Raw genomic sequence first — 22,770 nt, 5'->3', positions numbered from 1 at the left:
ACGTCTGAAACACCACACTAGCGTGCCCGCAGGTGCCGCACGTAGCGGTCGCCGATGAACTGGATGCCGCACACCAGCACCACCAGGATGACGATCACCACGGCCATCACCTGGGTGTCGTAGCGCTGGTAGCCATAGCGGATCGCCAGGTCGCCGAGACCCCCTGCGCCTATGGCACCGGCCATGGCCGAGGCGCCGATCATGGCCACCAGGGTCACGGTGAAGCCGCCGATGATGCCGGGTAGCGCCTCCGGCAGGAGCACGTTGAAGACGATGTGGCGCCGCTCGCAGCCCAGCGCCTGGGCCGCTTCTATCACCCCACCGCCGACCTCGCGCAGGCTGACCTCGGCGATCCGGGCAAAGAACGGCGTGGCGCTGAGGGTGATGGGTACCACCGCCGCCCAGACGCCGATGGTGGTCCCGGTGATCAGCCGCGTCAGCGGGATCAGGGCCACCAGCAGGATGATGAAGGGCGTGGCGCGAAAGGCGTTGATCAGGGTGCCCAGCACCCGGTTGAGGGTGGGCGCGGCAAAGATGGCGCCGCGCCCGGTGGTGACCAGCACCACTGCCAGGGCGATGCCGGCGAACCAGACGATGGCCGCCGACACGCTGACCATGGTCAGGGTATCGAGAAAGGCCTTCCACAGCGCCTTGAGCATGAAGTCAGACATAGCCCAGCACCTCCGCCCGGGCGAACAACCCGGTCTGGGTCAGGAAGCCTGCCAGCCGCCGCTCCGGCGCCGCGGTCGCCACTAGCAGGCGGCCCAGGGCATGGCCCTGGATACGGTCGATACCGCCATGCAGCAGTTCGACCGGTGCGCCGAGGGCCTGGCCCAGCGCCTGGAAGTCGGGCTCCACGCCCTGGCCGTCGTAGCTGAGTTCCAGCACCGCGCGGGCACCCGGTTGCCGGGTGGCACCGAGCCGCCTGGCCAGATCCGCCGGCAGCTGCGCCGCCAGGGGTGCCAGTAGCGCCCGGGTGGCTTCGGCCTGGGGCGCGCCGAACAGCTGCCACACCGGGCCCTGTTCGACGATGCGGCCGTGTTCCAGCACCACCACCCGGTCGCAGATCTGGCGGATCACCGCCATCTCGTGGGTGATGAGCACGATGGTCAGTCCCAGGCGGCGATTGATGTCCTGCAACAGCGCCAGGATCGACTGGGTGGTCTCCGGATCCAGCGCCGAGGTGGCCTCGTCGCAGAGCAGCAGCTCGGGCCTCAGCATCAGCGCGCGGGCGATGCCCACCCGCTGCTTCTGGCCCCCGGACAGCCGCGAGGGATAGACCTGTTCCTTGCCCTGCAACCCGACCAGCTCGAGCAGTTCCCGCGCCCGGGCTTCGATCTCGTCGCGGCGAAAGCCGGCGGCCTTCAGCGGCAAGGCCAGATTCTCCAGCACCGTCTGCGAGGCCAGCAGATTGAAGTGCTGGAAGATCATGCCGATGCGCCGCCGCAGCGCCACCAGGCGATCCCCCTTCAGGGTGCCGATGTCGACGCCGTCGACCAGGACCTGACCGGCGCTGACGTCTTCCAGGCGATTGAGGGTGCGAATCAGACTGGACTTGCCGGCGCCACTGCGACCGATGATGCCGAAGATCTCGCCACGGGCGATGCTGAGGTCGATGTCCGCCAGGGCGGTCACCGGCAGCGCGCCGCCGGTGTAGATCTTTTGCACGCCGCTCAGGCGTAGATGCTCGCGCGCGGGAGCGGCCTGGGGTTCGGCGGGCGGCGGCGCCGGTGCGGTTCTGAGTAGTGCATTGCTCATCGGGCGGCCTCCTGCCGGTTCAGCCAGGCCAGGCTGTACAGCTGCGGATTGCCATAGGCCTGGGCGATGGCCTCGCGCACCCGCGGATCGTTCTGGAACACCTGGATGAAGGTGCGGATCGCCGGGTCATCGGCCTTGTCCGGCTTGGTCACGAATCTCAGGGCATAGAGGTGACCGCTGGCCTCGTCGTCGCTGAACAGCAGGGCGCTGTTGGGATCCGTGGTGCCGGCGGCGAGGATGTGCGAGGGATAGCTTTGCGCCAGGGTCACGTCGTCCAGCACCCGCGCCAGTTGCGGACCGGGCAGTTCGATGAATTTCAGGTGGCGCGGATTGGCGACGATGTCCTGCAGGCTGGCCTTGGGCCCGGTACCGGGCTTGAGCTGGATCAGGCCGGCCCGGGCATAGAGGTGCAGCCCGCGGCCCTGGTTGACCGGATCGTCGGCCACCGCCACGGTGGCGCCGTCCGGCACCTCGGCGAAGCTCTTCACCCGTTTGGAATAGAGACCGACCTTGTTTTCCACGCCATAGGCGATGGGCACCAGGCCGTAGCCGTTCTGGGCATTGGCGTTTTCCAGGAAGGGTTGATGCTGGAAGTAGTTGACGTCGATGTCGCCGTGGGCAAGCGCCAGATTCGGCGTGTTCCAGTCACTGAAGGCGACGATTTCCACCTCCACACCCCGCTCCCGCGCCACCTCGGCGGCGCGCTCCAGGGCGGCGTTCTGCGGACTGTCGTTGATGCCGAGGCGGATCTTCTGCGGCTCGGCGGCCTGGGCGGACAGCGCCAGGGTGGTGCTCGCCAGGAGCAGCCCGAGGCGCTGGAGAAGTGGAGGAATAGCCATGGGAGACCTCGAGATGTCGAGGGCTCGTCCGGTGGTCCGGTGGAACCCGTAAGGGAAAGGGGATCAGCTGCCCTTCTGGTCGGGCGTGTCTACGAAGAAATAGTCCTGCCAGCTGCCGGGCTGGTTGCGGATGGCCCCGATGCGGTACATGAATTCCGCCAGCTTCAGGGTGTTCTGCGGCGCCGTGTCGAAGTTGACCTCGGGGCTTTCGATGATCTGCTGGATCAGCGCCGGATCGAGGCGCGAATTCTCGACCTTCACATAGGTACGGGCGGCGGCGGCCTTGTCCTTCTCGATGATCTGTCCGGCCTCGACCAGCGCCTCGCGGAAGGCCTTGTAGGTCTTGGGATTGTCCCGGCGGAATTTCTCGGTGACGAACACCAGGTTGGGCGAGACGGCCCCACCCAGCACGTCATAGGAACTGAGCACCTTGTGCACCTTGCCGCTGGCCAGTTCCTGCTCCTGGAACGGCGGATTGGCGAAGTGGCTGTTGATCTCGGTACCACCGGAGATCACCGCCGCGGTGGCGTCCGGATGCGGCACCGCTACCGTCAGGGGATCCAGGCGATTCCAGTTCTTCTCGCCAAAGGCCTGGGCGGCGGCGTACTGCAGGAAGCGCGACTGCACCGAGACGTTGACCGCCGGCACGGCGATGCGGTCCTTGGCGGTGAAGTCGGCCAGGGTCTTCACCTGCGGATTGTTGGTGACCAGGTAGTTGGGAAAGGCCCCCAGGCTGGCCACGGCCTTGACGTTCTGCCGACCATGGGTGCGGTCCCAGAGCGTGAACAGCGGCCCGAGCCCGGCGGAGCCGACGTCCACCGCCCCCGACAGCACCGCCTCGTTGACGGCAGCGCCACCGGACAGCTTTATCCAGTCGACCTTGATGTCGACGCCCTCCTGCTTGCCGTGCTTTTCGATCAATTGCTGGTCACGCAGCACATGCAGGATCACGTAGGAGACGCCGAATTGTTCGGAGATGCGCAGGGTGCCTTCGGCCTGGGCTGCCTGGGGTGCGGCGACCAGTCCGGTGAACAGGCTGGCGGCGAGCCCCAGGGCCAGGGGACGACGGGTGAAGAGAAGACGTGGGGGCATCGGGGTGCGCTCATCCTTGGAAGTGGCTTATAGCCTACTCAAGCTGTTCAGAATTTTTGAAATAAGGATGGGTTATATGGATAGGTCGAGGGGCAGTGTGGCTTTTCCCTCACCCCAACCCTCTCCCACAGGGAGAGGGGGCGCTCCACCGTAAGCAGGTTGGCGCTGAGCGAAGCGAAGCCCAACACCACGCCGCATCCCACCCTACTCCCGCGCCGCCTGCCGCGGCGCGTCCGGCTTGCTTACCCGGAATCCCTCGGCGAAGGTCGCCCGGGCCTCCAGGCGCTGTGGAATCAGGCCGCTACGGTGGTAGAAATCCGCCGTCGCCTGCTGGTCGGCCATCACCTGCGGGTCGATGGGCTCCCAGTGCAGCTGACGGCGCTCGAATTGCAGCCGGGCCACCGCCTCGGGAAAGCCGATGATCTGCGCCAGGGTCCTGGCATAGCCATCGAGGTGGGCATAGCCCCAGCGCTGGGCGGCGGCCAGACGGTCGAGATAGTCCTGCAGCGCCGCGCGCCGGGCCGGATCGGCCAGGGCCGTGTCGGTGGCCGCCAGGAAGCTGTTGCCCGCCCAGAGCCCGCGACCACTGACCAGCACCCGGGCGCCGTCGACCTGCTCGGCCTGGGCGGTGTAGGGCTCCCAGGTCGCCCAGGCGTCCACCGAGCCATTGGCCAGGGCCATCTTGGCGTCCACCGGGCCGAGGAAGCGAAAGCTCACGTCCTGGGCGGTCAGGCCCACCGAGTCCAGCGCCTTGAGGGCGATGTAATGACCGATGGAGCCACGCCCGGTGGCGATGCGCTTGCCCTTGAGATCGGCCGCGCTACGCAGCGGCGAGTCGCGCGGCACGATCACCGCCGTGCCATAGGGATCGGACTTGTCCACGGCGATGGCCTTGACCGGCGCGCCAGCGGCCAGGGCGAACAGCAGCGGGCCATCGCCGATGATGCCGGCGTCCACCGCGCCGGCATTGAGCGCCTCGGCCAGGGGCGCGGCGGCGGGAAATTCCGCCCACTGGATCCGATAACCTGGCAGGTCGCGCAGGCCGTCGGCGGCCTCCAGCTGGGCGCGCATGTTGCCCTTCTGGTCGGCGATGCGCAGGGTCAGGGGCTCGGCGGCCAGGGCCGCGGTGGCGGCGAGCAGCAGCGGTAGCGCCAGCAGGGTACGGCGGATGAGGGTCATGGTTTGGCTTCCTGGGTAAAGACGGAGGCATCGGCCAGGGCGGCGACGTCGACCGGTTTGGGCAGCACCTGGAGTTCGCTGAACAGATCGGCCACCTGCTGCACCGCGGCGACGTCCGCCGGCTGCACCGGGCGCAGGCCACGGGAGGTGCGGGTGGAAATGGCTACCGCAGCGCCTTCCGGCAGCCGCGTCAGCTCGGCATAGACCCGCGCATAGTCCTGCGGATGGGCGACCGCCCAGGCCCGCGCCTGGGCCAGGCGCCCGGCGAAATCGGCGATGGCGGCGCGCTTGGCCGGGTCCTCCAGCGACGCCGGGGTGGCGGTGAGAAAGCCCAGCGCGGTGGTCAGCCCCTGGCCGTCACGCAGCAGCCGGGCGCCGTGTTGCTCGGCGATGCCGAGATAGGGATCGAAGGTCGCCCAGGCGTCGATCTGCCCGGCATTGAAGGCGGCGCTGGCGTCGGTGGGCAGCACGAACTTGACCGTGACGTCTTCACGCTTGAGCCCGGCCTCTTCCAGGGCGGCATAGAGCAGGTGCTGGGAGATGCTGCCCTTGGCCGAGGACACCACCACGGTGCGCCCCTTGAGATCCTTGACCGAATGGATAGGTGAATCCTTCTGTACCAGCAGGCCGTTGGCCTGGGGGTAGCCGACATTGGTGGCGATGAGCTTGAGCGGCACGCCGCCGGACGCGGCCATCAGTACCGGCAGGTCACCGGCATAGGAGGTATCCACCGCGCCGACGCGCTGCGCCTCGAACAGTGGCGCGGCGCCCTGGAAGTTGGCCCAGCGATAGTTGTAGGGCGCGCCTTCGAGGGTGCCGGCGGCTTCCATCATGGCGCGCAGACCGCGGGCCTGGTCGCCCAGCACCAGGGTCACGTCGGAGAGATCCGGCGCCGCCTGGGCCTGCCCAAGCAGCAGGGCCAGGCCCAGCGTGGCGAGCAGTCGCTTCATTGCGCGTACTCCCGGCCTTCGTGACGCTCCAGTTGACGTACCGCCGCCTCCCAGTGACGGACATGGGCGCCGCGCGCCAGATTGCCGGGGATGAGATCGCTGACCTTCTGCGCGACGGCGTCGGGCGCTATCACCAGCTTGGCGCCGCCGCTCTGGGCCGCCAGTTGCGCGGCGCAGGAGCGCTCCAGGTAATAGAGGTGCCAGAAGGCCTCCTCCAGACTCGCGCCCACGGTGAGCAGCCCATGGTTGCAGAGGATCATCGCCGGGTGCGCCCCGAGGTCGGCCACCAGCCGACTCTGCTCGTCCAGATCCAGGGCCACGCCCTCGTAGCCGTGATAGGCCAGGCGACCGAAGAACCTCATGGCGTGCTGGGAAAGCATCAGCAGGCCGCCGCGCTGGGCGGAGACACCGATGCCGGCGGCGGTGTGGGTGTGCAGCACCGCATGGAGTTCCGGCTGGGCACGGTGGATGGCGCTGTGGATTACGTAGCCAGCCGGATTGATGCCCAGTCCGGTGGGGTCGAGGACGATCTCGCCATCGATGTCCACCTTCACCAGCGAAGAGGCGGTGATCTCGTCGAAGGTCTGGCCGAAGGGATTGATCAGGAAATGCGCCTCCGGGCCTGGCACCCGCAGCGAGAAGTGGGTGTAGATGTGGTCGGTCCAGCGTTCGCGGGCAGCCAGCCGATAGGCGGCGGCGAGTTTGACCCGCGCCTCCCATTCGGCGGCGGACACCTGGGCGCGGACGCTGGCGAGGGCATTGTGGAAGGCGGTCATGCAGCGGCTCCAGAAGCAGAAGAGGCGCCAGGGCGACGGGCGTTGCCCTGGTCTGCTTAGAACCTAACGTTGGGAGTTGCCGAGACGGAAATATCGATTGCGCATAACCTAATATGCACAGCACGGATAACCTATATTGCAAATTATGTGAATTATGGTTTTCAGCACAGAACCAATCGATCTAAGGTGCTGGGCGCCGGCCTTGCTTTAATGGCCGTCATCGCCCACCCGGCTTACTCGTGGAGCCCTCCATGACCCTTAGGCTCGACCGCCTGCGCCTGTTCCTGCATGACCTCGCCACCCTGGTCGACGAACACCCTGCCGAGCCGCAGCTGCTGCAGCGCGGCGCCGCCCTGCTCGGCGAACTGGTCCGCCATGACGACTGGCTGCCCGAGGACTGCGCCCTGCCCCGCCCCGAGCGCTATAGCCAGTACCTGCTCTATGCCGATGCCCGCCAGCGCTTCTCGGTGGTGAGCTTCGTCTGGGGGCCGGGCCAGGCCACGCCGGTGCATGACCACCGCACCTGGGGCCTGATCGGCATGCTGCGCGGCGCCGAGACCGCTCAGGGCTTCGCCCGCGATCCCGCCGGCCGCCTGCAGCCGGAAGGCGCTCCCGTGCGTCTGGAGCCGGGCCAGGTGGAAGCGGTCTCGCCGCGGGTGGGCGACATCCACCAGGTCAGCAACGCCTATGCCGACCGCACCTCCATCAGCATCCACGTCTATGGCGGCAACATCGGCGCCGTGCGCCGCGCCGTCTATGCCGCCGATGGCCAGGAAAAGCCCTTCATCTCCGGCTACACCAATCGCCAGCTGCCCAACCTGTGGGACCTGTCCCAGGAGACCGCCACACCATGACCGCCATCCGCACCGCCGAGGACATCCGCCAGGCCCTGCTCGCCGGCATCGAAGTCGCCCTGCTCGACGTCCGCGAAGAAGACCCCTTCGCTGCCGGCCACCCGCTGTGGGCCGCCAATCTGCCGCTGTCGCGCCTGGAACTGGAGGCCTGGTCGCGGCTGCCGCGGCGCGATGTGGCCATCACCCTCTATGACAATGGCGAAGGCCTGGCGGAACGTGCGGCCGAACGCCTGCACGCCCTGGGCTACACCGACGTGGCCCTGCTCGAGGGCGGCCTGGCGGGCTGGCGCGCCAGCGGCGGCGAACTCTTCATCGACGTCAACGTGCCGAGCAAGGCCTTCGGCGAGCTGGTGGAAGCCCGGCGCCATACCCCCTCGCTGCCCGCCGAGGAGGTCCAGGCGCTGCTGGATCAGGACGCCGACCTGGTGATCCTCGATGCGCGCCGCTTCGAGGAATACCAGACCATGAGCATTCCCGGCGGGGTCAGCGTGCCGGGCGCCGAACTGGTGCTGCGGGTCGCCGAGCTGGCACCCGATCCGCGGACCCGGGTCATCGTCAACTGCGCCGGTCGTACCCGCAGCCTGATCGGCGCCCAGTCGCTGATCAATGCCGGCATTCCCAATCCGGTGGCCGCCCTGCGCAACGGCACCATCGGCTGGACCCTGGCCGGCCAGACCCTGGAACACGGCCAGCAACGCCGCTTCGGTGCGGTGAGTCCGGCGACCCAAGCGACCGCCGCGACCCGCGCGCGTCAGGTCGCCGATCGCGCCGGTGTCGCCCGGCTGGCCTTCAGCGAACTGAACGCATGGTGCACCGAGGCGCGGCGGACGAACTATCTGATCGATGTGCGCACCCCCGAGGAATTCGCCGCCGGCCACCTCCCTGGCGCCCGCTCGACGCCGGGTGGCCAGCTGGTCCAGGAGACCGATCACAGCGCCCCGGTACGCGGTGCCCGCCTGGCCCTGGTGGACGACGACGGCGTGCGCGCCAACATGAGTGCCTCCTGGCTGGCGCAGATGGGCTGGGAGGTGGCGGTGGTCGACGCCATCCCGGCCGGCGCCCTGAGCGTCACCGGTCCCTGGCAGCCGCCCGCCCCCGTCCCCGGGCCGGTAGAGCGCATCTCGGTAACGCGCCTGCAGGAATTGCTGGCGGAGCCCGGCACCCTGGTGGTGGATGTCACCGCCAGCGCCAACTATGTCCAGAGGCACATCCCGGGCGCCGCCTGGGTGCTGCGTGCCGATCTGCCGGCAGCGCTGCCGCCGGCCGAGCGCTATGTCTTCACCTGCGGCAGTGGCCAACTGGCCGCCTTCGCCGCCGTCGATGTCCAGGCCATTACCGACCGGCCGGTCCTGCTGCTGGAGGGCGGCCCCGCGGCCTGGCTGGCTGCGGGTCTGCCGGTGGAAGGCGGCGAAACACGGCTGCTGTCGACCCGGCGCGATCGCTACCGGCGCCCCTACGAAGGCACCGATGCCCCGCGCGCGGCCATGCAGGCCTACCTGGACTGGGAATTCGGCCTGGTCGAGCAATTGCGGCGCGATGGCACCAGTGGCTTCCGGGTGATCTAGCCGCTGCTCCGCACGAAGGCCGCCACCCAGGCCGCCGTTTCCACCAGCGCCTGGGTCTGGCTCAGGCCGCTGCTCTTGAGCGGCTTGAGATCGTGGTCGGCGGTGGCGATCCACTGCACCTCGAGCGTGGGCGCCAGGGCATAGCCGGCCACCTCCGTACGGGTGCCCAGGGCATCCCGCTCGCCCTGGACGATCAGCGTCGGCGTGGCCAGGGTCGCCAGGTGCTCGGTGCGCAGCCGCTCGGGCTTGCCGGCCGGGTGGAAGGGATAGCCCAGGCAGACGAGGCCCGTCGCGCCCAGGTCGTCGGCCAGCAGACTGGCCATCCGCCCGCCCATGGACTTGCCCGCCAGCCACAACGGACCGCTTTCTGCCGCGCGCCAGGTGGCGACCATGGCCCGCCAGTGCTCCAGCAGGACCGGCGCCGGATTCGGCGGGCGGCGCCGGCCTTCGGCGCGGGCCCGCGCCATGTAGGGAAAGTCGAATCTCAGGGTGCGGATGTCGCGCCGCGCCAGTGCCTCGGCCAGCTGCTCCATGAAGGGGCTGTCCATCCCTGCCCCCGCCCCATGGGCCAGCAACAGGGTCGCCAGCGGCGGACCCGCGGGTCGGCATTCGCGAAAGCTGTCGAGGTACAACTCGTCTGCCATGGGCTACTCCTCGTCCAAACGCCAAAGCTTAACCGGCTATCCATTGATCTGGATCAATAAAGCGCAGGCCGCGCCCCTCACACTGGGCACCTCGAAACCATTGGAGCCCGGCATGACAGCCGCCCTCGTCTGGGACGCCGACCTCATCGCCCGCTACGATCGCGCCGGCCCCCGCTACACCTCCTATCCCACGGCCGTGCAATTCCACGACGGCATCGGTCCCTTCGACCTGCTCGGCGCCCTGCGCCTGAGTCGCCAGGCCGGACGCCCGCTGTCGCTCTACCTGCACGTGCCCTTCTGCGCCAACATCTGCTACTACTGCGCCTGCAACAAGGTCATCACCAAGGACCGCAGCCGCAGCGTCGCCTACCTCCAGGCCTTGCGTCAGGAGATGGCCCTCACCAGCCGGCACCTGGACGGCGGGCAGCGGGTGGAGCAGCTGCACCTCGGCGGTGGCACCCCGACCTTTCTCAACCCCATGCAGCTGCGTGAGCTGATGGCCGACCTGCGCCGGCACTTCACCCTGGCCGACGGCGACCGGGGCGACTACTCCATCGAGATCGATCCGCGCGAAGCCGACTGGAGCACCATGGGGCTGCTCCGCGAGCTGGGTTTCAACCGCGTCAGCTTCGGCGTCCAGGACCTCGACCTGCAGGTGCAGCTGGCGATCAATCGCCTGCAGCCCTTCGACGACACCCGTACCCTGGTGGAGGCCGCTCGCGCCCTCGACTATCGCTCCATCAACCTGGACCTCATCTACGGCCTGCCGCGGCAGACCCCGGCCAGCTTCGCCCATACCGTGGAGCGGGTGCTGGAATTGCAGCCGCATCGCCTGTCGGTGTTCAACTACGCCCATCTGCCGCAGCGCTTTCCGCCGCAACGGCGCATCGAAGCCAGCGAACTGCCGGACCCCGCGGCCAAGCTGGAGATGCTGCAGCGCACCGTGGAACAGCTGCTGGCAGCAGGTTATCGCTACATCGGCATGGACCACTTCGCCCTGCCAGACGACGACCTGGCCATCGCCCAGGAAGACGGCACCCTGCAGCGCAACTTCCAGGGCTACACCACCCACGGCCACTGCGACCTGCTGGGCCTCGGCGTCTCCGCCATCAGCCAGGTCGGCGAGGTGCTCTGCCAGAACACCCCCGATCTCGCCCGCTACCAGGACCGCCTGGGCCAGGGCGAACTGGCGGTGGCCCGCGGCCTGCGCCGTTCGCGGGACGACCGCATCCGCGGCGCGGTGATCGCCCAGCTGATCTGCCATTTCCAGCTGGATTTCGCCGCCATCGAGCGCAGCTGCGAGCTGGATTTCCGCCAGTATTTCGCCGACGCCTGGCCGCACCTCGAGGCCATGGCCGCCGACGGCCTGATCCGCCTCGATGCGCGTGGCCTGCAGGTGCTGGCGCCGGGCCGCCTGCTGATCCGCGCCCTGTGCATGCTGTTCGACCGCTATCTGCCGGGCCACGACAACCAGCGCTTTTCCCGGGTGATATGACCCATGCCTGCCACGACTGCTAAAGTTAGACTTTTGGAACCAGACGAGAAGCGATCTTCCCCCATGACCGAGCCCCTCAAGCTGCGCAACGCCCAGGCCCATTGCAAGGATTGCAGCCTCGCCTCGCTGTGCCTGCCGCTGTCGCTCGATCTGAAAGACCTGGACGCCCTCGACCAGATCGTCAAGCGCGGCCGGCCGCTGGCCAAGGGTGACCACCTGTTCCGCCAGGGCGATACCTTCGGCTCGGTCTATGCGGTGCGTTCCGGCGCCCTGCGCACCAGCAGCCTGAGCGATGCCGGCGAGGAGCAGATCACCGGCTTCCACCTGCCCAGCGAACTGGTCGGCCTGTCGGGCATGGACACCGAGCGCTATCCGGTCTCGGCCCGGGCGCTGGAGACCACCACCGTCTGCGAGATCCCCTTCGAGCGCCTGGACGAACTCTCCGAGCAGCTGCCGCAACTGCGCCGCCAGCTGTTGCGGGTGATGAGCCGGGAGATCCGCGATGACCAGCAGATGATGGTGCTCTTGTCGAAGAAGAGCGCCGACGAGCGCATCGCCACCTTCCTGGTCAATCTCTCCGCCCGCTTCCATGCCCGCGGCTTTTCCGCCCAGCAATTCCGCCTGAGCATGTCGCGCAACGAGATCGGCAACTTCCTTGGCCTGGCGGTGGAAACCGTGTCCCGGGTGTTCACCCGCTTCCAGCAGAGCGGGGTGCTGGCGGCCGAAGGCAAGGAGGTGCGCATCCTCGATTCCGCCCGCCTCTGCGCCCTGGCCGGCGGTCAGCTGGAGGGCTGAGGCCAGGGGTCCTGCCTGAGCGGCAGGACCCCGAGCCCCTAGAAGCTGTAGCTGACCGTCGCGGTCACGTTGCGCTCCTCGCCGAAGTAGCAGAAATCCAGGCTGTAGCAGGACGCCACATAGTCCTTGCCCAGCACGTTGTTGGCATTGACCCGCGCCGTGAGTCCCGGCAGTCCCAGGCGGGTGAAGTCATAGGCGAGCATGGCGTCCACCAGGGTGTAGGCCGGTACCTTGCGCGTGTTGGCCTTGTCCGCCCAGCTGGTGCCCACGTAGCGGGCGCCGGCACCGACGCTGAAGCCTGCCAGGGGCCCGGCCAGCTCGTATTGCCCCCACAGCGAGGCCTGGTGCCGCGGCGCCTGATTCGGCGTATTGCCCTGGGTGCCGTCCAGCGCCTGGGTGTACTCGATATCGGTGAAGGTGTAGCTGCCCAGCAGCTTGAGCCGCTCGGCCAGTTGCAGATGGCCCTCCAGCTCCAGGCCCCGGGAGCGGATCTCGCCCACCGAGGAATAGAAGTCTTCCTGGGGCAGCTTGGTCGCCACGTTTTCCTGGGTGATGTGGAACAGCGAGGCGGTGTAGAAGCTGGCGCTGCCCGGCGGCTGGTATTTCAGGCCCAGCTCCCACTGCTTGCCCTCGGTGGGCTCCAGCGGATTGCCCGCGGCATCGTTGTAGGCATTGGGATTGAAGGAGGTGGAATAGCTCAGGTAGGGCGCCAGGCCGTTGTCGAACAGATAGAGCGCCCCGGCGCGCCCGCTGGCCTGGCCGCGGCGCGCGCTGCTGCGGGTCCCCGCCTGGCGATCCTCGATGCCGATCTCCACCCAGTCCTGGCGCAGGCCGAGCGAAAAGCGCCAGCGATCCAGTTCGATCAGATCCTGCAGGTAGACACCGGTCTGCTCCAGTTCGCGGCGGTATTCGCTGCCCGGGTAGACGGTCACCTGGCCACCGTAGCTGGGCTCGAAGGCGTCCAGCGGATCCGCCGTGCCACTGGGCCAGTCGACGTGGGTCCAGCGGCGCTGGTAGTCCAGGCCGGCCAGCAGGGTATGGCGGCTGCCGGCCCAGTCGAAGTCCGCCTGCACCAGGTTGTCCAGGGTATAGGCGTGCAGATTCTCGCGGCCGCCGGAGTAGTAGCGATTGAGCAGGTCGCTGCTGCCGACATAGCCGTAGCCATAGACCTGCTCCAGCTCGACCCGCGACTTGGCATAGCGGAAATTCTGCCGCGCGCTCCAGACGTCGTTGAATCTGTGCTCGAACTGATAGCCGACCATCTGCTGGGTCCGCTCGAACTTGTCGTGATCGGGCTCGCCGTCGAAGAAGTGGTTGCTGATGTAGCGGCCATTGCGGCGATAGAGGCTACCTTCGGCGGGGACGCCACTGTGGTAGCCACCATCCGGATCCTTTTGCAGATAGGCCTGCAGGGTCAGGGTGGTGTCGTCGCTCAGGTCGATGGCCAGACTGGGCGCCAGCGCATAGCGCTCTTCCTCCACGTGATCGAACTGGGTGTCGCTGTGCTGGGCCAGCCCCACCAGGCGATAGGCGATATGCCCCTCCTCGTCCAGCGGTCCGCCGAAATCGAAACCGGCGCCGCGCTGGCCGAGATTGCCCAGGGTGGCCTGGACCTGGTGGTAGGGCTGGTACAGCGGCTTCTTGCTGGTCAGGGCCACCAGGCCGCCCGGCAGGCTGCGGCCATAGAGCACCGAGGCCGGTCCCTTCACCACGTCGATGCGTTCGAGGAAATAGGGATCGACCTGCAGCGAGCTGAAGGTGCCGCTGTCGCCCATGGTCTTGAGGCCGTCGAGAAAGACGTTGTCGACGCTGTTGTCGGCGAAGCCGCGCATCACCACGTAGTCGTAGCGATTGGAGGCGCCGATCTGGCCGGTGAAGATCCCCGGGGTGTACCTCATGGCCTGCTGCACGGTCTTGGCGCCCTGGTCATCGATCTGCTCGCGGGTCACCACCGAGACCGACTGGGAGGTTTCCAGCAATCCCTTGCTGGTCTTGGTGGCCACGTCGCTGTGGGTCGCCAGGTAGCCATCGGTCTCGCCCAGGGCATTGCCCAGGGCGAAGCCGGTCACCGTGGTCTCGCTGAGGGAGGTCACACCGCTCGCGGGTATGGCTTCTAGGCGATAGCTGTCATCCGCCAGGCGCACCGCCTGCAGGCCACTGCCCTGGAGGATCTGCTGGAAGCCCTCGGCCGGCGTGTAGCGACCCTGCAGGCCCGGACTGCGCCGACCTTCCAACCCCTGGGCGGGCGCCGACAGCAGTACACCGCTCTGGGCGGCGAAGGTGCTCACCACCGTGGCCAGACTGCCCGCCTCGATGCGGTATTCCTGCGCCAGGGGCACCGCCTGGGCCAGGCCCTGGGACGTGGCCAGGCCGGTGATGCCCAGTGGCATGGCCAAGGCGAAGACGCGCAGGGCGCGGCGCAACGGATGCAGGGTGAAACGGGTTTGGCGATGCATGAGGGGCCTCGAAGCGGAGATCGTTTCCCCCAAGCCCCGCGAGCGCGCCAAAGGGGAACCGCTCGCCGCAAGTTTTTTTCAGGCGGGTACGATCTGCACCCACCAGGGCAGGCGTCGCTCCACCCGCACCGGCAGGCTGTCGGCCAGTGCGGCCAGGGCGCGGTCGGTGTCAGCCAGGGGATAGCTGCCCACCACCCGCAATTGCGCGACCGTGGCGGTGCAGGTCAGCAGGCCTGGGCGATAGCGCCCCAGCTCCGCCACCAGCGCCGCCAGCGACCAGTCGTCCACCACCAGCCGCCCCTGGCGCCAGAGTTGCCGCCCCGGATCGACCGGCCCCAGTGGCCGCACGGCAGTCGCGGTCATGAGGGCCCGGTGGCCCCGGGTCAGGACCTGAGCACGGGCCTGGAGTGGCGCCAGCTGCAGGGCGCCGGCATAGGCCGCGACCTCCAGCCCGTCGTCACGCAACCGCACTGCGCAGCAGCCCGGACCGGGTCTTACCTGGCCGAACGCCGTGTCCAGTCGCAGCGGCGCCGCCCCGTTACGGCCTTCCAGCAGCACCTCGCCGCGCAGCAGCCGCCAGCGGTCTGCGGCCTCCTGCGCCAACCGGCTGTCGGTGTTGAGCCAGACGCGCACCCCGGCGGTCAGGTCGAAGGCACGGATCTCGCCGACCGCCGTGCTCAGGGTGGCGCCCTCCCCCAACCGCCAGTCGTCCGGCCGCGCCCAGCCCAGGGCCAGTCCGCCCACCGCCAGACCCAGCACCTTGAGCGCCCGCCGCCGGCCCAGGGACTCGCGCCGCGCCAGGGCCAGGCGCCCGGACGGCGGCAGACCGCTGAAGCGCGCACTGATTTCCTCCACCCGCGCCCAGGCCACCGCGTGGCGGCTATCCGCCTGTAGCCAGCGCTCCCAGGCCCGCTCGGTGGCCGGATCCACCTCGTCGGCAGCCAGTTCGGCGAACCAGTCCGCCGCTTCCGCCAGAGGTCCGCCACCGCCAGGCGTCAGCGCACTCAAGACACCAGTTCCAGGCAGTGCAGCATGGCCTGGGCCATGTACTTCTTGACCATCCGCTCCGACACGCCCAGGCGCTCGGCGATGACGGCATAGGTGAGGCCATCCAGTTGCGCCAGCAGAAAGGCCTGGCGCACCCGAGCAGGCAGGCGGTCGAGCAGCGCATCGAGTTCGGTCAGGGTTTCCAGGATCAGCGCCTGGGCTTCCGGTGAGGGCTGCACGGCCTGCGGTCGGGCCGCGAGCGCGTCGAGATAGGCGCGCTCCACGGCCTGGCGCCGCCAGTGGTTGGCCAGCAGGCCCTGGGCGACGGTCGCGAGAAAGGCGCGAGGTTCGCGCAGGCGCTCCAGTTCCCCTTCCCGGGCCAGCAGCCGCACGAAGGTGTCCTGGGCCAGATCGGCCGCCTGCCCCAGGCAACCCAGTCGCCGCTGCAGCCGCTCGCGCAGCCAGCCGTGATGATCCTGGTAGAGGGTCCGGATGTGTCCATACCGGTCGGACTCGAGCGTCTGCATCACCATCCTCGGAAGCCGCTGATTTCCGATAATGATAATGCTTCTCGATCACAAGATACAGCCGTGTCGTGCGCCCGAGGTGCGCAGACAGCCAAGGTAGAGCGTTAGAGACTGATCGGCTTGCGCCCGGCGAAGGCGTGGGTCAGGGTGCCGCCATCGACCAGGTCCAGTTCGCCACCCAGGGGCACGCCATGGGCGATACGCGAGATGGTCAGGCCCTTGGGCGCCAGCAGCTGGGCGATGTAGTAGGCGGTCGCCTCGCCTTCCACCGTGGGGTTGGTGGCGATGATCATTTCGGTGAAGCCGCCCTCGCTGACGCGCCGCTCGAGTTCGGGTACGCCGATGGCGTCCGGCCCCAGGCCGTCGATGGGCGACAGGTGTCCCTTGAGCACGAAGTAGCGCCCGCGATAGCCGGTCTGTTCGACGGCGAAGACGTCCATGGGCCCCTCCACCACGCAGAGCAGACTGTCGTCACGCCGGGTGTCGGCGCAAAATCCGCAGATCTGGTCTTCGCTGAGGGTACGGCAGCGCTGGCAGTAACCGACCCCTTCCATGGCGGCGCTGAGGGCAGAGGCCAGGCGCTGGCCACCCTGGCGTTCGCGCTCGAGCAGTTGCAGGGCCATGCGCTGGGCGGACTTCTGGCCGACACCGGGCAGGACCCGGAGCGCATCGATCAATTGGCGAATCAGGGGACTGAAGCTCATGGACTACCGTACTGGAAGGCGGGAGAGACGGGTGCCCGCTGGACACCCGCAGCTGGAACAACCTAGAAAGGCATCTTGAAGCCGGGCGGCAGCTGCATCCCGGAGGTCATGCCGGACATCTTGTCCTGGCTGTTCTGCTCGATCTTGCGCACGGCGTCGTTCACCGCGGCGGCGATCAGGTCTTCGAGGATTTCCTTGTCTTCCTGCATCAGGCTGTCGTCCAGGCTGACGCGCTTGACGTCGTGTCGGCCGGTCATGACGACGCTGACCAGGCCGGCGCCGGATTGCCCGGTCACTTCGGCGTTCGCCAGCTCTTCCTGCATCTTCTGCATCTTTTCCTGCATCTGCTGGGCCTGCTTCATCAGGCCGGCCATGCCACCTTTCATCATGTCTGCTACCTCGAACTATGAATGGAAAACCGGTCAGGCTTGGGTGTCGACCGGCTCGATGGTACCCGCGCGCACCGTGGCGGCGAACTGTTGCATCATCTGGCGGATCAACGGATCGTCCTGGATGGACTGCTCCGCCTGCCGCTGACGCTCCGCCCGGCGCCGGGCGGCGGCCTGGGCGGGCGTCTCCTGCTCGGGAGTCTGGATGGTGACCTCGAGCGTGATGGGACGTCCCTGCTGCTGGTTCAGCGCATCGTTGAGCCGGCGCTGCTGGTTGGCGTTGAACAGGGCGCTCTGCGCCGGATCCAGGTGCAGGTGCCAGCGATCGCCGTCCACCGCCACCAGGGTGCAGTTGGCCGCGATGCTGGCGGTCAACCCGCCCAGCTTGAGGTCGGGGAACAGGGTCTGCCAATCGGCTGCCAGACCGGTCGCCGGCTGTACCGCCGGCGCCGGCGCCGCGGTCACCGCTTCGGCAGCCGGCTCACCCAGGCTGTCGAGATAGTCGTCCAGCCCTACCTCGTAGTAATCCTCGGCCGGCGGCGGCTCTTCGTCACCGTCCAGTTCGTCACCGGAGGTGTCCGCGGGCAATTCGGCGATCACCGTGGCCTCAGAGGTCGCCTCGACCTGGGGAGTCGGTAGCGCCCTGGGGGCGACCGGCGCACCAGCCGCTTCGACCGGAGTTCGAGCCGGAGCCGGAGCTGCAGTCGGAGCCGGAGCCGCCGTGACCGCCACGGGCGCAGGATCCTCCCAGGGGAGATCCACCGGCTCTTCTATAGGGGTGGTATTACTGGAGACAGGCGTTGCCGGCATCGGCGCAGGTGCGGCCTCGGGTGGCGACGGGCGCGCAGGCGCAGCCGCTGCCGGAACCGCCTCGGCCACCGGACGGGGGTTGGAGTCAGCCGTGGCCGGGCTGGCTCCCGTCGTCTTTAGTGCCGGTCGCTCGGCAATCACCGCACCGGCGGGCCGAAAGGCCAGCATGCGCAGCAAGACCATCTCGAAGCCATGGCGCGGATCCGGCGCCAGCGGCAGATCGCGCCGCCCGACCAGGCCCAGCTGATAGTAGTACTGGACATCTTCCGCCGGCAGCGTCTGCGCCAGGCTCAGCACCCGCTCGCGATCGCCCTGGCCATTGTCCACGGCATCGGGCAGCACCTGGGCGATGGCCACGCGGTGCAGCACATTGAGCAGCTCGGCCAGCACGCCGCCCCAGTCGGGGCCCTGCTCGGCCAGATGGCGAACCGCGTCCAGCACCGCGCGACCGTCGCCGTCCAACAAGGCCTGGAGTACATCGTAGACCTGGCCATGATCGAGGGTCCCGAGCATGGCGCGCACGTCGGCGGCCAGCACCTTGCCCTCGCCAAAGGCGATCGCCTGGTCGGTCAGGCTCATGGCATCGCGCATGGAGCCATCGGCCGCACGCCCCAGCAGCCAGAGCGCATCGTCCTCGAAGGGAATGCTTTCCGCGGCGAGTACCTGCTGCAGGTGGGAGACGACCCGCTCCGGCGGCATGTTCTTCAGCGAGAACTGCAGGCAGCGCGAGAGGATGGTGACCGGCAGCTTCTGCGGATCGGTGGTGGCGAGCAGGAACTTGACGTGGGGCGGCGGCTCTTCCAGCGTCTTGAGCAGGGCATTGAAGCTGTGGGTGGAAAGCATGTGCACCTCGTCGATGAGGTACACCTTGTAGCGACCGCGGGACGGCGCGTACTGCACGTTCTCCAGCAGCTCGCGGGTGTCTTCCACCTTGGTGCGGCTGGCGGCGTCCACTTCGATGAGGTCGACGAAGCGGCCTTCATCGATCTCGCGGCACACCGAGCAGCTGCCACAGGGCGTCGAGCTGATGCCGGTCTCGCAATTCAGGCACTTGGCCAGGATCCGCGCGATGGTGGTCTTGCCCACCCCGCGGGTACCGGTGAACAGATAGGCGTGGTGCAGCCGCTCGTTGTCCAGCGCATTGATCAGCGCCTTGAGCACATGGGTCTGGCCGACCATTTCGCGGAATGACCGCGGGCGCCATTTGCGCGCAAGAACCTGGTAACTCATCGAGACCTGATCAGGAGAAGACGTGGGGGGCGCCCATGCTAACGAAGAGGGGCCGCGAATGCATCCCGCGGCGTGGCATCGGGGCGACGCCGGGCGGGCTGTGGCTACCTCACTAGATGGAGGCGGCCTGGCGGATTTTCAAGCGATCAGGAGGGAAAACGGCGGGTAAAAAGCCGCTTCAGGCACGCCGGCAGTGGTCCTCACCGTCGGCCAGGACCACGCTTGCGACATAGGCTGCCAGGGCATCCAGCTGGCTGCGCAGGCGGGTCACGGTGGCGTTCATCTTGAAGGGATTGATCGCCTCTTCGTTGGTCAGGTCGATCCTGATCAGCAGCAGGGGCTCGCTGGGGTGGTAGATCTGCGCGACCAGCGTCGTCTCGGTGTCGCGTCGGCAGTCGACACGATAGGGATGGAGGCCATTGCTCAGGGCGCGTCCTGCGCATTCGAGTCCGTTCTTCACAAGAGATCCTTGGACATCTGTCCAGTGGTGAGGGTACGGCGCGCATGATGGCACAGAGCCATGAACCAAAACAGTGCATTTCGTCACGAAAGCCCTGTGGCGTGGTTCGCGGAGCGCTGGGAGACGAGGCGGAAAAAGAGGAGGGAAACGCGGAAGAGGAAAAGCGCGGGGCAGAAATGGAGGTGGCCCCGCCAGCCACACCCCGGCACACGACATCACCGCTGCGGCTGCTCCCTTCCGGGCCTGACCGGGTTCACGGCTGATCGTTGCGGGGGGACCGACAGAGCCACCATAACGCCTCACCCTGAGGTGAGGTGCGTCATTCTACGCGGTTGGGGCGAAGTTGCAAGCCATACAAGGACTTAGGTTCGCTAGGGTGCTGCCTGCAGGTCCCAGAGCGCAGCGAAACTGCCCTCCCCCTCGCGCAGCCGCTGCGGAGGGCCGTCCTCGACGATGACGCCCTGCTCCAGCACCAGGATGCGGTCGAAGCCGGTCAGGGTGGAGAGCCGATGGGCCACCGCCACCACGGTGCGGCCTTCCATCAACTCCAGCAGGGCCCGCTGGATGACCGTCTCGGAGTGGCTGTCCAGCGCCGAGGTGGCTTCGTCGAGGATGAGAATGGGCGCATCCTTGAGAAAGGCCCGGGCGATGCCCAGACGCTGGCGCTGACCACCGGAAAGCAGCACGCCGCGCTCGCCCACCGGGGTGTCGTAGCCCTGCGGCAACTCGCGGATGAAGTCGTCGCAATAGGCGTGACGGGCCGCTGCCTCCACCTCGGCGTCGCTGGCTTCCGGCCGGCCATAGCGGATGTTCTCGCGAATGCTGCGATTGAACAGCGCGGTCTCCTGGGGCACCACGGCGATGCGCTGGCGCAGGCTGTCCTGACTGACCGTGCGAATGTCCTCGCCATCGATGCAGATCCTCCCCCGCTGGATATCGTCGAGGCGCTGCAACAGGCCGATCAGGGTCGATTTGCCGGCGCCCGACGGCCCCACCAGCCCGATCTTCTGGCCGGCCGGCACCTCCAGATCGAACCCCTGGAACACCTGCCGACCATCGGGATAGCGATAGTGCACGCCGGTAAAGCTCAGGGCGCCGCGCGCCTGGGTCAGGGGCCGTTCGACGTCGCTCTGGCCGTGGGGCTGGATAAGGATGCGCAGGGTCTCGCCGATGGCGCCCAGTTGCTGAGTGGTGTCCACCAGCGCCAGGGCCAGGTCACGGGAGCCGTGCAGGATGCGAAAGGTCAGGGCACTGACCATGACCACGTCGCCGGCGGTGATGCTGCCGCGGCTCCACAGTGCGATGGCCCAGGCCAGCATGCCGCCGGCCATCAGCGACAGGCAGGTGTCGTGGAGTACCCGGGCCTGCTCCAGATGCATCCAGCTGCTGCGCTGGGCACGCGCCTCTACGCCGATGGCCTGGGCCAGTCGCTGCACCTCGCGCTCTCGGGCGGAAAAGGCCTTGATGGTCCAGACGTTCTGCACCAGGTCCACCAGCTCGCCGCCGACATGGGCCGACTGAGCGGCGAAGCGCTGGTGCCGCGCCCGCCCGCGAATGCCGAAGGCGGTGATCACCAGCGCCACGATCAGCACGAAGGCCACCAGCGCCCCGGCCATGCGCAGGTCCACGGTGCAGAGCACCACCACCGCGCCGATGAAGTCGACGCAGGGCGGCATGATCTTCCAGGCCAGGCCGCCGTAGATGGCCCCCGCGGCCGCTCCGGTGGCGGAGATGCGATTGCCCAGGGCCCCGGCGAAATGCTGGGAGAAGTAGTGCATCGGATGGCCGGTGAGATAGCGGAACAGATCGACGCGCAGATCGGCGCAGCTGGCCACCACCGTGCGGCAACCCAGCCAGCCACCGCTACGCCAGAACAGGTTCTCCAGCACGATCAGCGAGATGAACAGCCAGAACGGCCCCCACACCGCCGCCCGGCGTGCCGGATCGGCCATGGCATCGACCAGCAGCTTCATGCCGTATTGCACTGCCACCGCACAGGTCGCCGCGCCGACCACCAGCAACAGCAGGCCGCCGAAGTGCCAGGGTCGCAGGCGGACATAGCGCCAGAGAAAGGCGCCGACCCGTTCCGGCAGGGGCCATTCGGCGCGCCGCCGCTCGCGCCGCCGAGCTGCGCTCATCGCCCCTCTCCGCCGGCCCAGAGCTGGCGTTGGCGCTGCAGGACCTCGGCCAGAGGCTCGTGCAGCGCCCGGCGCCCTGCCTCGTCGGCCACGCCGAACAGCCCCGTGGGACAGAGGCGGTCATCGTCCCAGCCGGGATAGTCGAGTACCGGATACAGGCAGATGCCCTGCACCGGCACGCCCTGGCGCAGCGCCCGCCCGACCTGATCGGCCACGTGTTCCAGCCAGGCGGCGCGCGCCGGGCCTTCGGCCCCCGTCTCGGCGATCAGCAACGGCCGGCCATAGCGCTGGTGGACTTCGGCCAGCATGCCCTGCAAGGGTCGATAGGCCGGATCCTCCGCCGCCAGGGTACCGCCGTCCAGATACCACTGGTTGTCGGAGTAGTAGTTCAGACCCAGGATGTCCAGGTAATCGGGGCGCCCGCCCAGCCCTGGCCACTGGCGCCCGCTGAGCAGGTCCCAGGCCTCGAACTGGGCCTGGCGATAGGCCTCCGCGGCCTCGCGCTGTTCGGGGCGGCGCGCGACCACATGAATCAGCGGATCGATGGCCAGGAAGCGCGCCGCGGGCAACTCGGCCCGAATCGCCTCGATGGCGGCGATGCTGGCGCGCACCAGTTGATGCTTGAGCTCCTGACCGCGGCCGCGAGCGCCGGGATTGAACAGACCCTGATCGCCGCCAGCCCAGGCCCAGTAGGAGATCTCGTTGATCGGCGCCAGGCACGGACGGGTCTCGCCCTCCTCCCGCAACAGCCGGGCAAAGGCGGCGGCATAACGGGCGAAGGCATCGACGAAGGCCGGCCGCCAGATATCCAGGTGATCGGGCCAGCCATAGTGGCAGAGGTCCCAGATCACCTGGACGCCGGCCGCCCGCGCGACTCGCACCTGCGGCAGGACACTCGACCAGTCATGGTGCCCGGCCTGGGCCTCCACCCGGTGCCAGCGGACGCCATCGCGCACGGTGCGCAGGCCCTGGGCGGCCACCGCGCCATAGTCTTCCGCGGCCCAGCGGTCATGGCCGGTGCTGGTGAGCAGATCCAGGCGTCGGCCATCGGCGCGTCTGTGGCTGGAGCATTCGAAGCCGGCCATGAAGAAACTCTGGAAGGGCGAGCCTTCGGCTATCACG

General features: G+C 68.2%; 21 protein-coding genes and 1 other RNA gene. 4 read left to right on the top strand and 18 right to left on the bottom strand.

What is annotated here, in order from left to right; all coding sequences use genetic code 11:
- Nucleotides 1-17: 17 nt before the first annotated feature.
- From QKY98_RS21730 to QKY98_RS21700, 7 genes are all read right to left on the bottom strand, one after another.
- Nucleotides 18-671 (bottom strand): methionine ABC transporter permease, encoded by a 654-nt coding sequence (locus QKY98_RS21730; RefSeq protein WP_027597735.1) that lies wholly within the window; start codon nt 669-671, stop codon nt 18-20.
- Nucleotides 664-1,758, bottom strand: coding sequence for a methionine ABC transporter ATP-binding protein (locus QKY98_RS21725; RefSeq protein WP_042137666.1), 1,095 nt, complete (start codon nt 1,756-1,758; stop codon nt 664-666). Before QKY98_RS21725 ends, QKY98_RS21730 begins: the two co-directional genes overlap by 8 nt.
- On the bottom strand, nt 1,755-2,597 hold the full coding sequence (locus QKY98_RS21720; RefSeq protein WP_284671571.1) for a MetQ/NlpA family ABC transporter substrate-binding protein: 843 nt from the start codon (nt 2,595-2,597) through the stop codon (nt 1,755-1,757). The genes QKY98_RS21725 and QKY98_RS21720 overlap by 4 nt, the downstream gene beginning before the upstream one ends.
- A gap of 63 nt (nt 2,598-2,660) precedes the next feature.
- Nucleotides 2,661-3,689, bottom strand: a complete 1,029-nt coding sequence (locus QKY98_RS21715) for an ABC transporter substrate-binding protein (protein ID WP_284671570.1) — start codon at nt 3,687-3,689, stop codon at nt 2,661-2,663.
- A 204-nt stretch (nt 3,690-3,893) separates the two neighbouring features.
- A complete protein-coding gene (locus QKY98_RS21710; RefSeq protein ID WP_027597731.1) occupies nt 3,894-4,859 on the bottom strand; it encodes an ABC transporter substrate-binding protein in 966 nt (321 codons plus the stop codon).
- Nucleotides 4,860-4,864: 5 nt separating this feature from the next.
- Nucleotides 4,865-5,818, bottom strand: a complete 954-nt coding sequence (locus QKY98_RS21705; protein ID WP_284671569.1) for an ABC transporter substrate-binding protein — start codon at nt 5,816-5,818, stop codon at nt 4,865-4,867.
- Nucleotides 5,815-6,594, bottom strand: coding sequence for a class II aldolase/adducin family protein (locus tag QKY98_RS21700; RefSeq protein ID WP_267407607.1), 780 nt, complete (start codon nt 6,592-6,594; stop codon nt 5,815-5,817). The genes QKY98_RS21705 and QKY98_RS21700 overlap by 4 nt, the downstream gene beginning before the upstream one ends.
- Before the next feature lie 251 nt (nt 6,595-6,845).
- Between QKY98_RS21700 and QKY98_RS21695 the strand changes: the two genes are divergently transcribed.
- Together QKY98_RS21695 and QKY98_RS21690 are read left to right on the top strand one after the other, a co-directional pair.
- Nucleotides 6,846-7,448, top strand: a complete 603-nt coding sequence (locus tag QKY98_RS21695) for a cysteine dioxygenase family protein (protein ID WP_042137675.1) — start codon at nt 6,846-6,848, stop codon at nt 7,446-7,448.
- The gene (locus QKY98_RS21690) at nt 7,445-9,013 is read left to right on the top strand and encodes a rhodanese-related sulfurtransferase (protein WP_284671568.1); all 1,569 of its coding nucleotides are present in this window, start codon (nt 7,445-7,447) and stop codon (nt 9,011-9,013) included. Before QKY98_RS21695 ends, QKY98_RS21690 begins: the two co-directional genes overlap by 4 nt.
- Here the strand turns inward: QKY98_RS21690 and QKY98_RS21685 are convergent.
- Nucleotides 9,010-9,657, bottom strand: coding sequence for an alpha/beta family hydrolase (locus tag QKY98_RS21685; RefSeq protein ID WP_027597726.1), 648 nt, complete (start codon nt 9,655-9,657; stop codon nt 9,010-9,012). The genes QKY98_RS21690 and QKY98_RS21685 overlap by 4 nt on opposite strands.
- 112 nt (nt 9,658-9,769) lie before the next feature.
- On the opposite strand from QKY98_RS21685, the gene hemN reads away from it, so the two are divergent.
- Both hemN and fnr read left to right on the top strand, forming a co-directional pair.
- Nucleotides 9,770-11,152, top strand: a complete 1,383-nt coding sequence (gene hemN, locus QKY98_RS21680) for an oxygen-independent coproporphyrinogen III oxidase (RefSeq protein ID WP_027597725.1) — start codon at nt 9,770-9,772, stop codon at nt 11,150-11,152.
- Between the two features lie 63 nt (nt 11,153-11,215).
- A complete protein-coding gene (gene fnr / locus QKY98_RS21675; protein ID WP_007162251.1) occupies nt 11,216-11,947 on the top strand; it encodes a fumarate/nitrate reduction transcriptional regulator Fnr in 732 nt (243 codons plus the stop codon).
- 38 nt (nt 11,948-11,985) lie between these two features.
- Here the strand turns inward: fnr and QKY98_RS21670 are convergent, their stop codons facing one another.
- The 10 genes from QKY98_RS21670 to QKY98_RS21625 all read right to left on the bottom strand — a co-directional run bounded on the left by QKY98_RS21670 (nt 11,986) and on the right by QKY98_RS21625 (nt 22,766).
- Nucleotides 11,986-14,403 (bottom strand): TonB-dependent siderophore receptor, encoded by a 2,418-nt coding sequence (locus QKY98_RS21670; protein WP_042137681.1) that lies wholly within the window; start codon nt 14,401-14,403, stop codon nt 11,986-11,988.
- A gap of 78 nt (nt 14,404-14,481) precedes the next feature.
- Nucleotides 14,482-15,411 (bottom strand): DUF4880 domain-containing protein, encoded by a 930-nt coding sequence (locus QKY98_RS21665; protein ID WP_027597723.1) that lies wholly within the window; start codon nt 15,409-15,411, stop codon nt 14,482-14,484.
- Entirely contained in the window at nt 15,408-15,917 is a 510-nt protein-coding gene (locus QKY98_RS21660; protein WP_042137685.1) for a sigma-70 family RNA polymerase sigma factor, read from the bottom strand. The genes QKY98_RS21665 and QKY98_RS21660 overlap by 4 nt, the downstream gene beginning before the upstream one ends.
- A gap of 104 nt (nt 15,918-16,021) precedes the next feature.
- Entirely contained in the window at nt 16,022-16,621 is a 600-nt protein-coding gene (gene recR / locus QKY98_RS21655) for a recombination mediator RecR (protein WP_007162247.1), read from the bottom strand.
- Between the two features lie 62 nt (nt 16,622-16,683).
- A complete protein-coding gene (locus QKY98_RS21650; RefSeq protein WP_007162246.1) occupies nt 16,684-17,010 on the bottom strand; it encodes a YbaB/EbfC family nucleoid-associated protein in 327 nt (108 codons plus the stop codon).
- 33 nt (nt 17,011-17,043) lie between these two features.
- On the bottom strand, nt 17,044-19,050 hold the full coding sequence (gene dnaX / locus QKY98_RS21645) for a DNA polymerase III subunit gamma/tau (protein WP_284671567.1): 2,007 nt from the start codon (nt 19,048-19,050) through the stop codon (nt 17,044-17,046).
- A gap of 178 nt (nt 19,051-19,228) precedes the next feature.
- Nucleotides 19,229-19,510 (bottom strand): hypothetical protein, encoded by a 282-nt coding sequence (locus tag QKY98_RS21640; protein WP_027597719.1) that lies wholly within the window; start codon nt 19,508-19,510, stop codon nt 19,229-19,231.
- A gap of 186 nt (nt 19,511-19,696) precedes the next feature.
- An RNA gene (gene ffs, locus QKY98_RS21635) (signal recognition particle sRNA small type) lies at nt 19,697-19,793 on the bottom strand.
- An 88-nt stretch (nt 19,794-19,881) separates the two neighbouring features.
- Nucleotides 19,882-21,648 carry an ABC transporter ATP-binding protein gene (locus QKY98_RS21630; RefSeq protein ID WP_145154775.1) on the bottom strand — a complete coding sequence of 589 codons (1,767 nt, stop codon included), beginning with the start codon at nt 21,646-21,648 and terminating at the stop codon, nt 19,882-19,884.
- Nucleotides 21,645-22,766, bottom strand: a complete 1,122-nt coding sequence (locus tag QKY98_RS21625) for a glycoside hydrolase family 1 protein (RefSeq protein ID WP_284671621.1) — start codon at nt 22,764-22,766, stop codon at nt 21,645-21,647. The genes QKY98_RS21630 and QKY98_RS21625 overlap by 4 nt, the downstream gene beginning before the upstream one ends.
- Between the last annotated feature and the right edge of the window lie 4 nt (nt 22,767-22,770).

The sequence above is a fragment of the Pseudomonas sp. HR1 genome (assembly GCF_030175875.1).
GTDB classification, from domain to species: domain Bacteria; phylum Pseudomonadota; class Gammaproteobacteria; order Pseudomonadales; family Pseudomonadaceae; genus Chryseomonas; species Chryseomonas oryzihabitans.
Note: the sequence above shows the minus strand (reverse complement) of the source record. Positions and strands in the feature narration are given on the sequence as shown.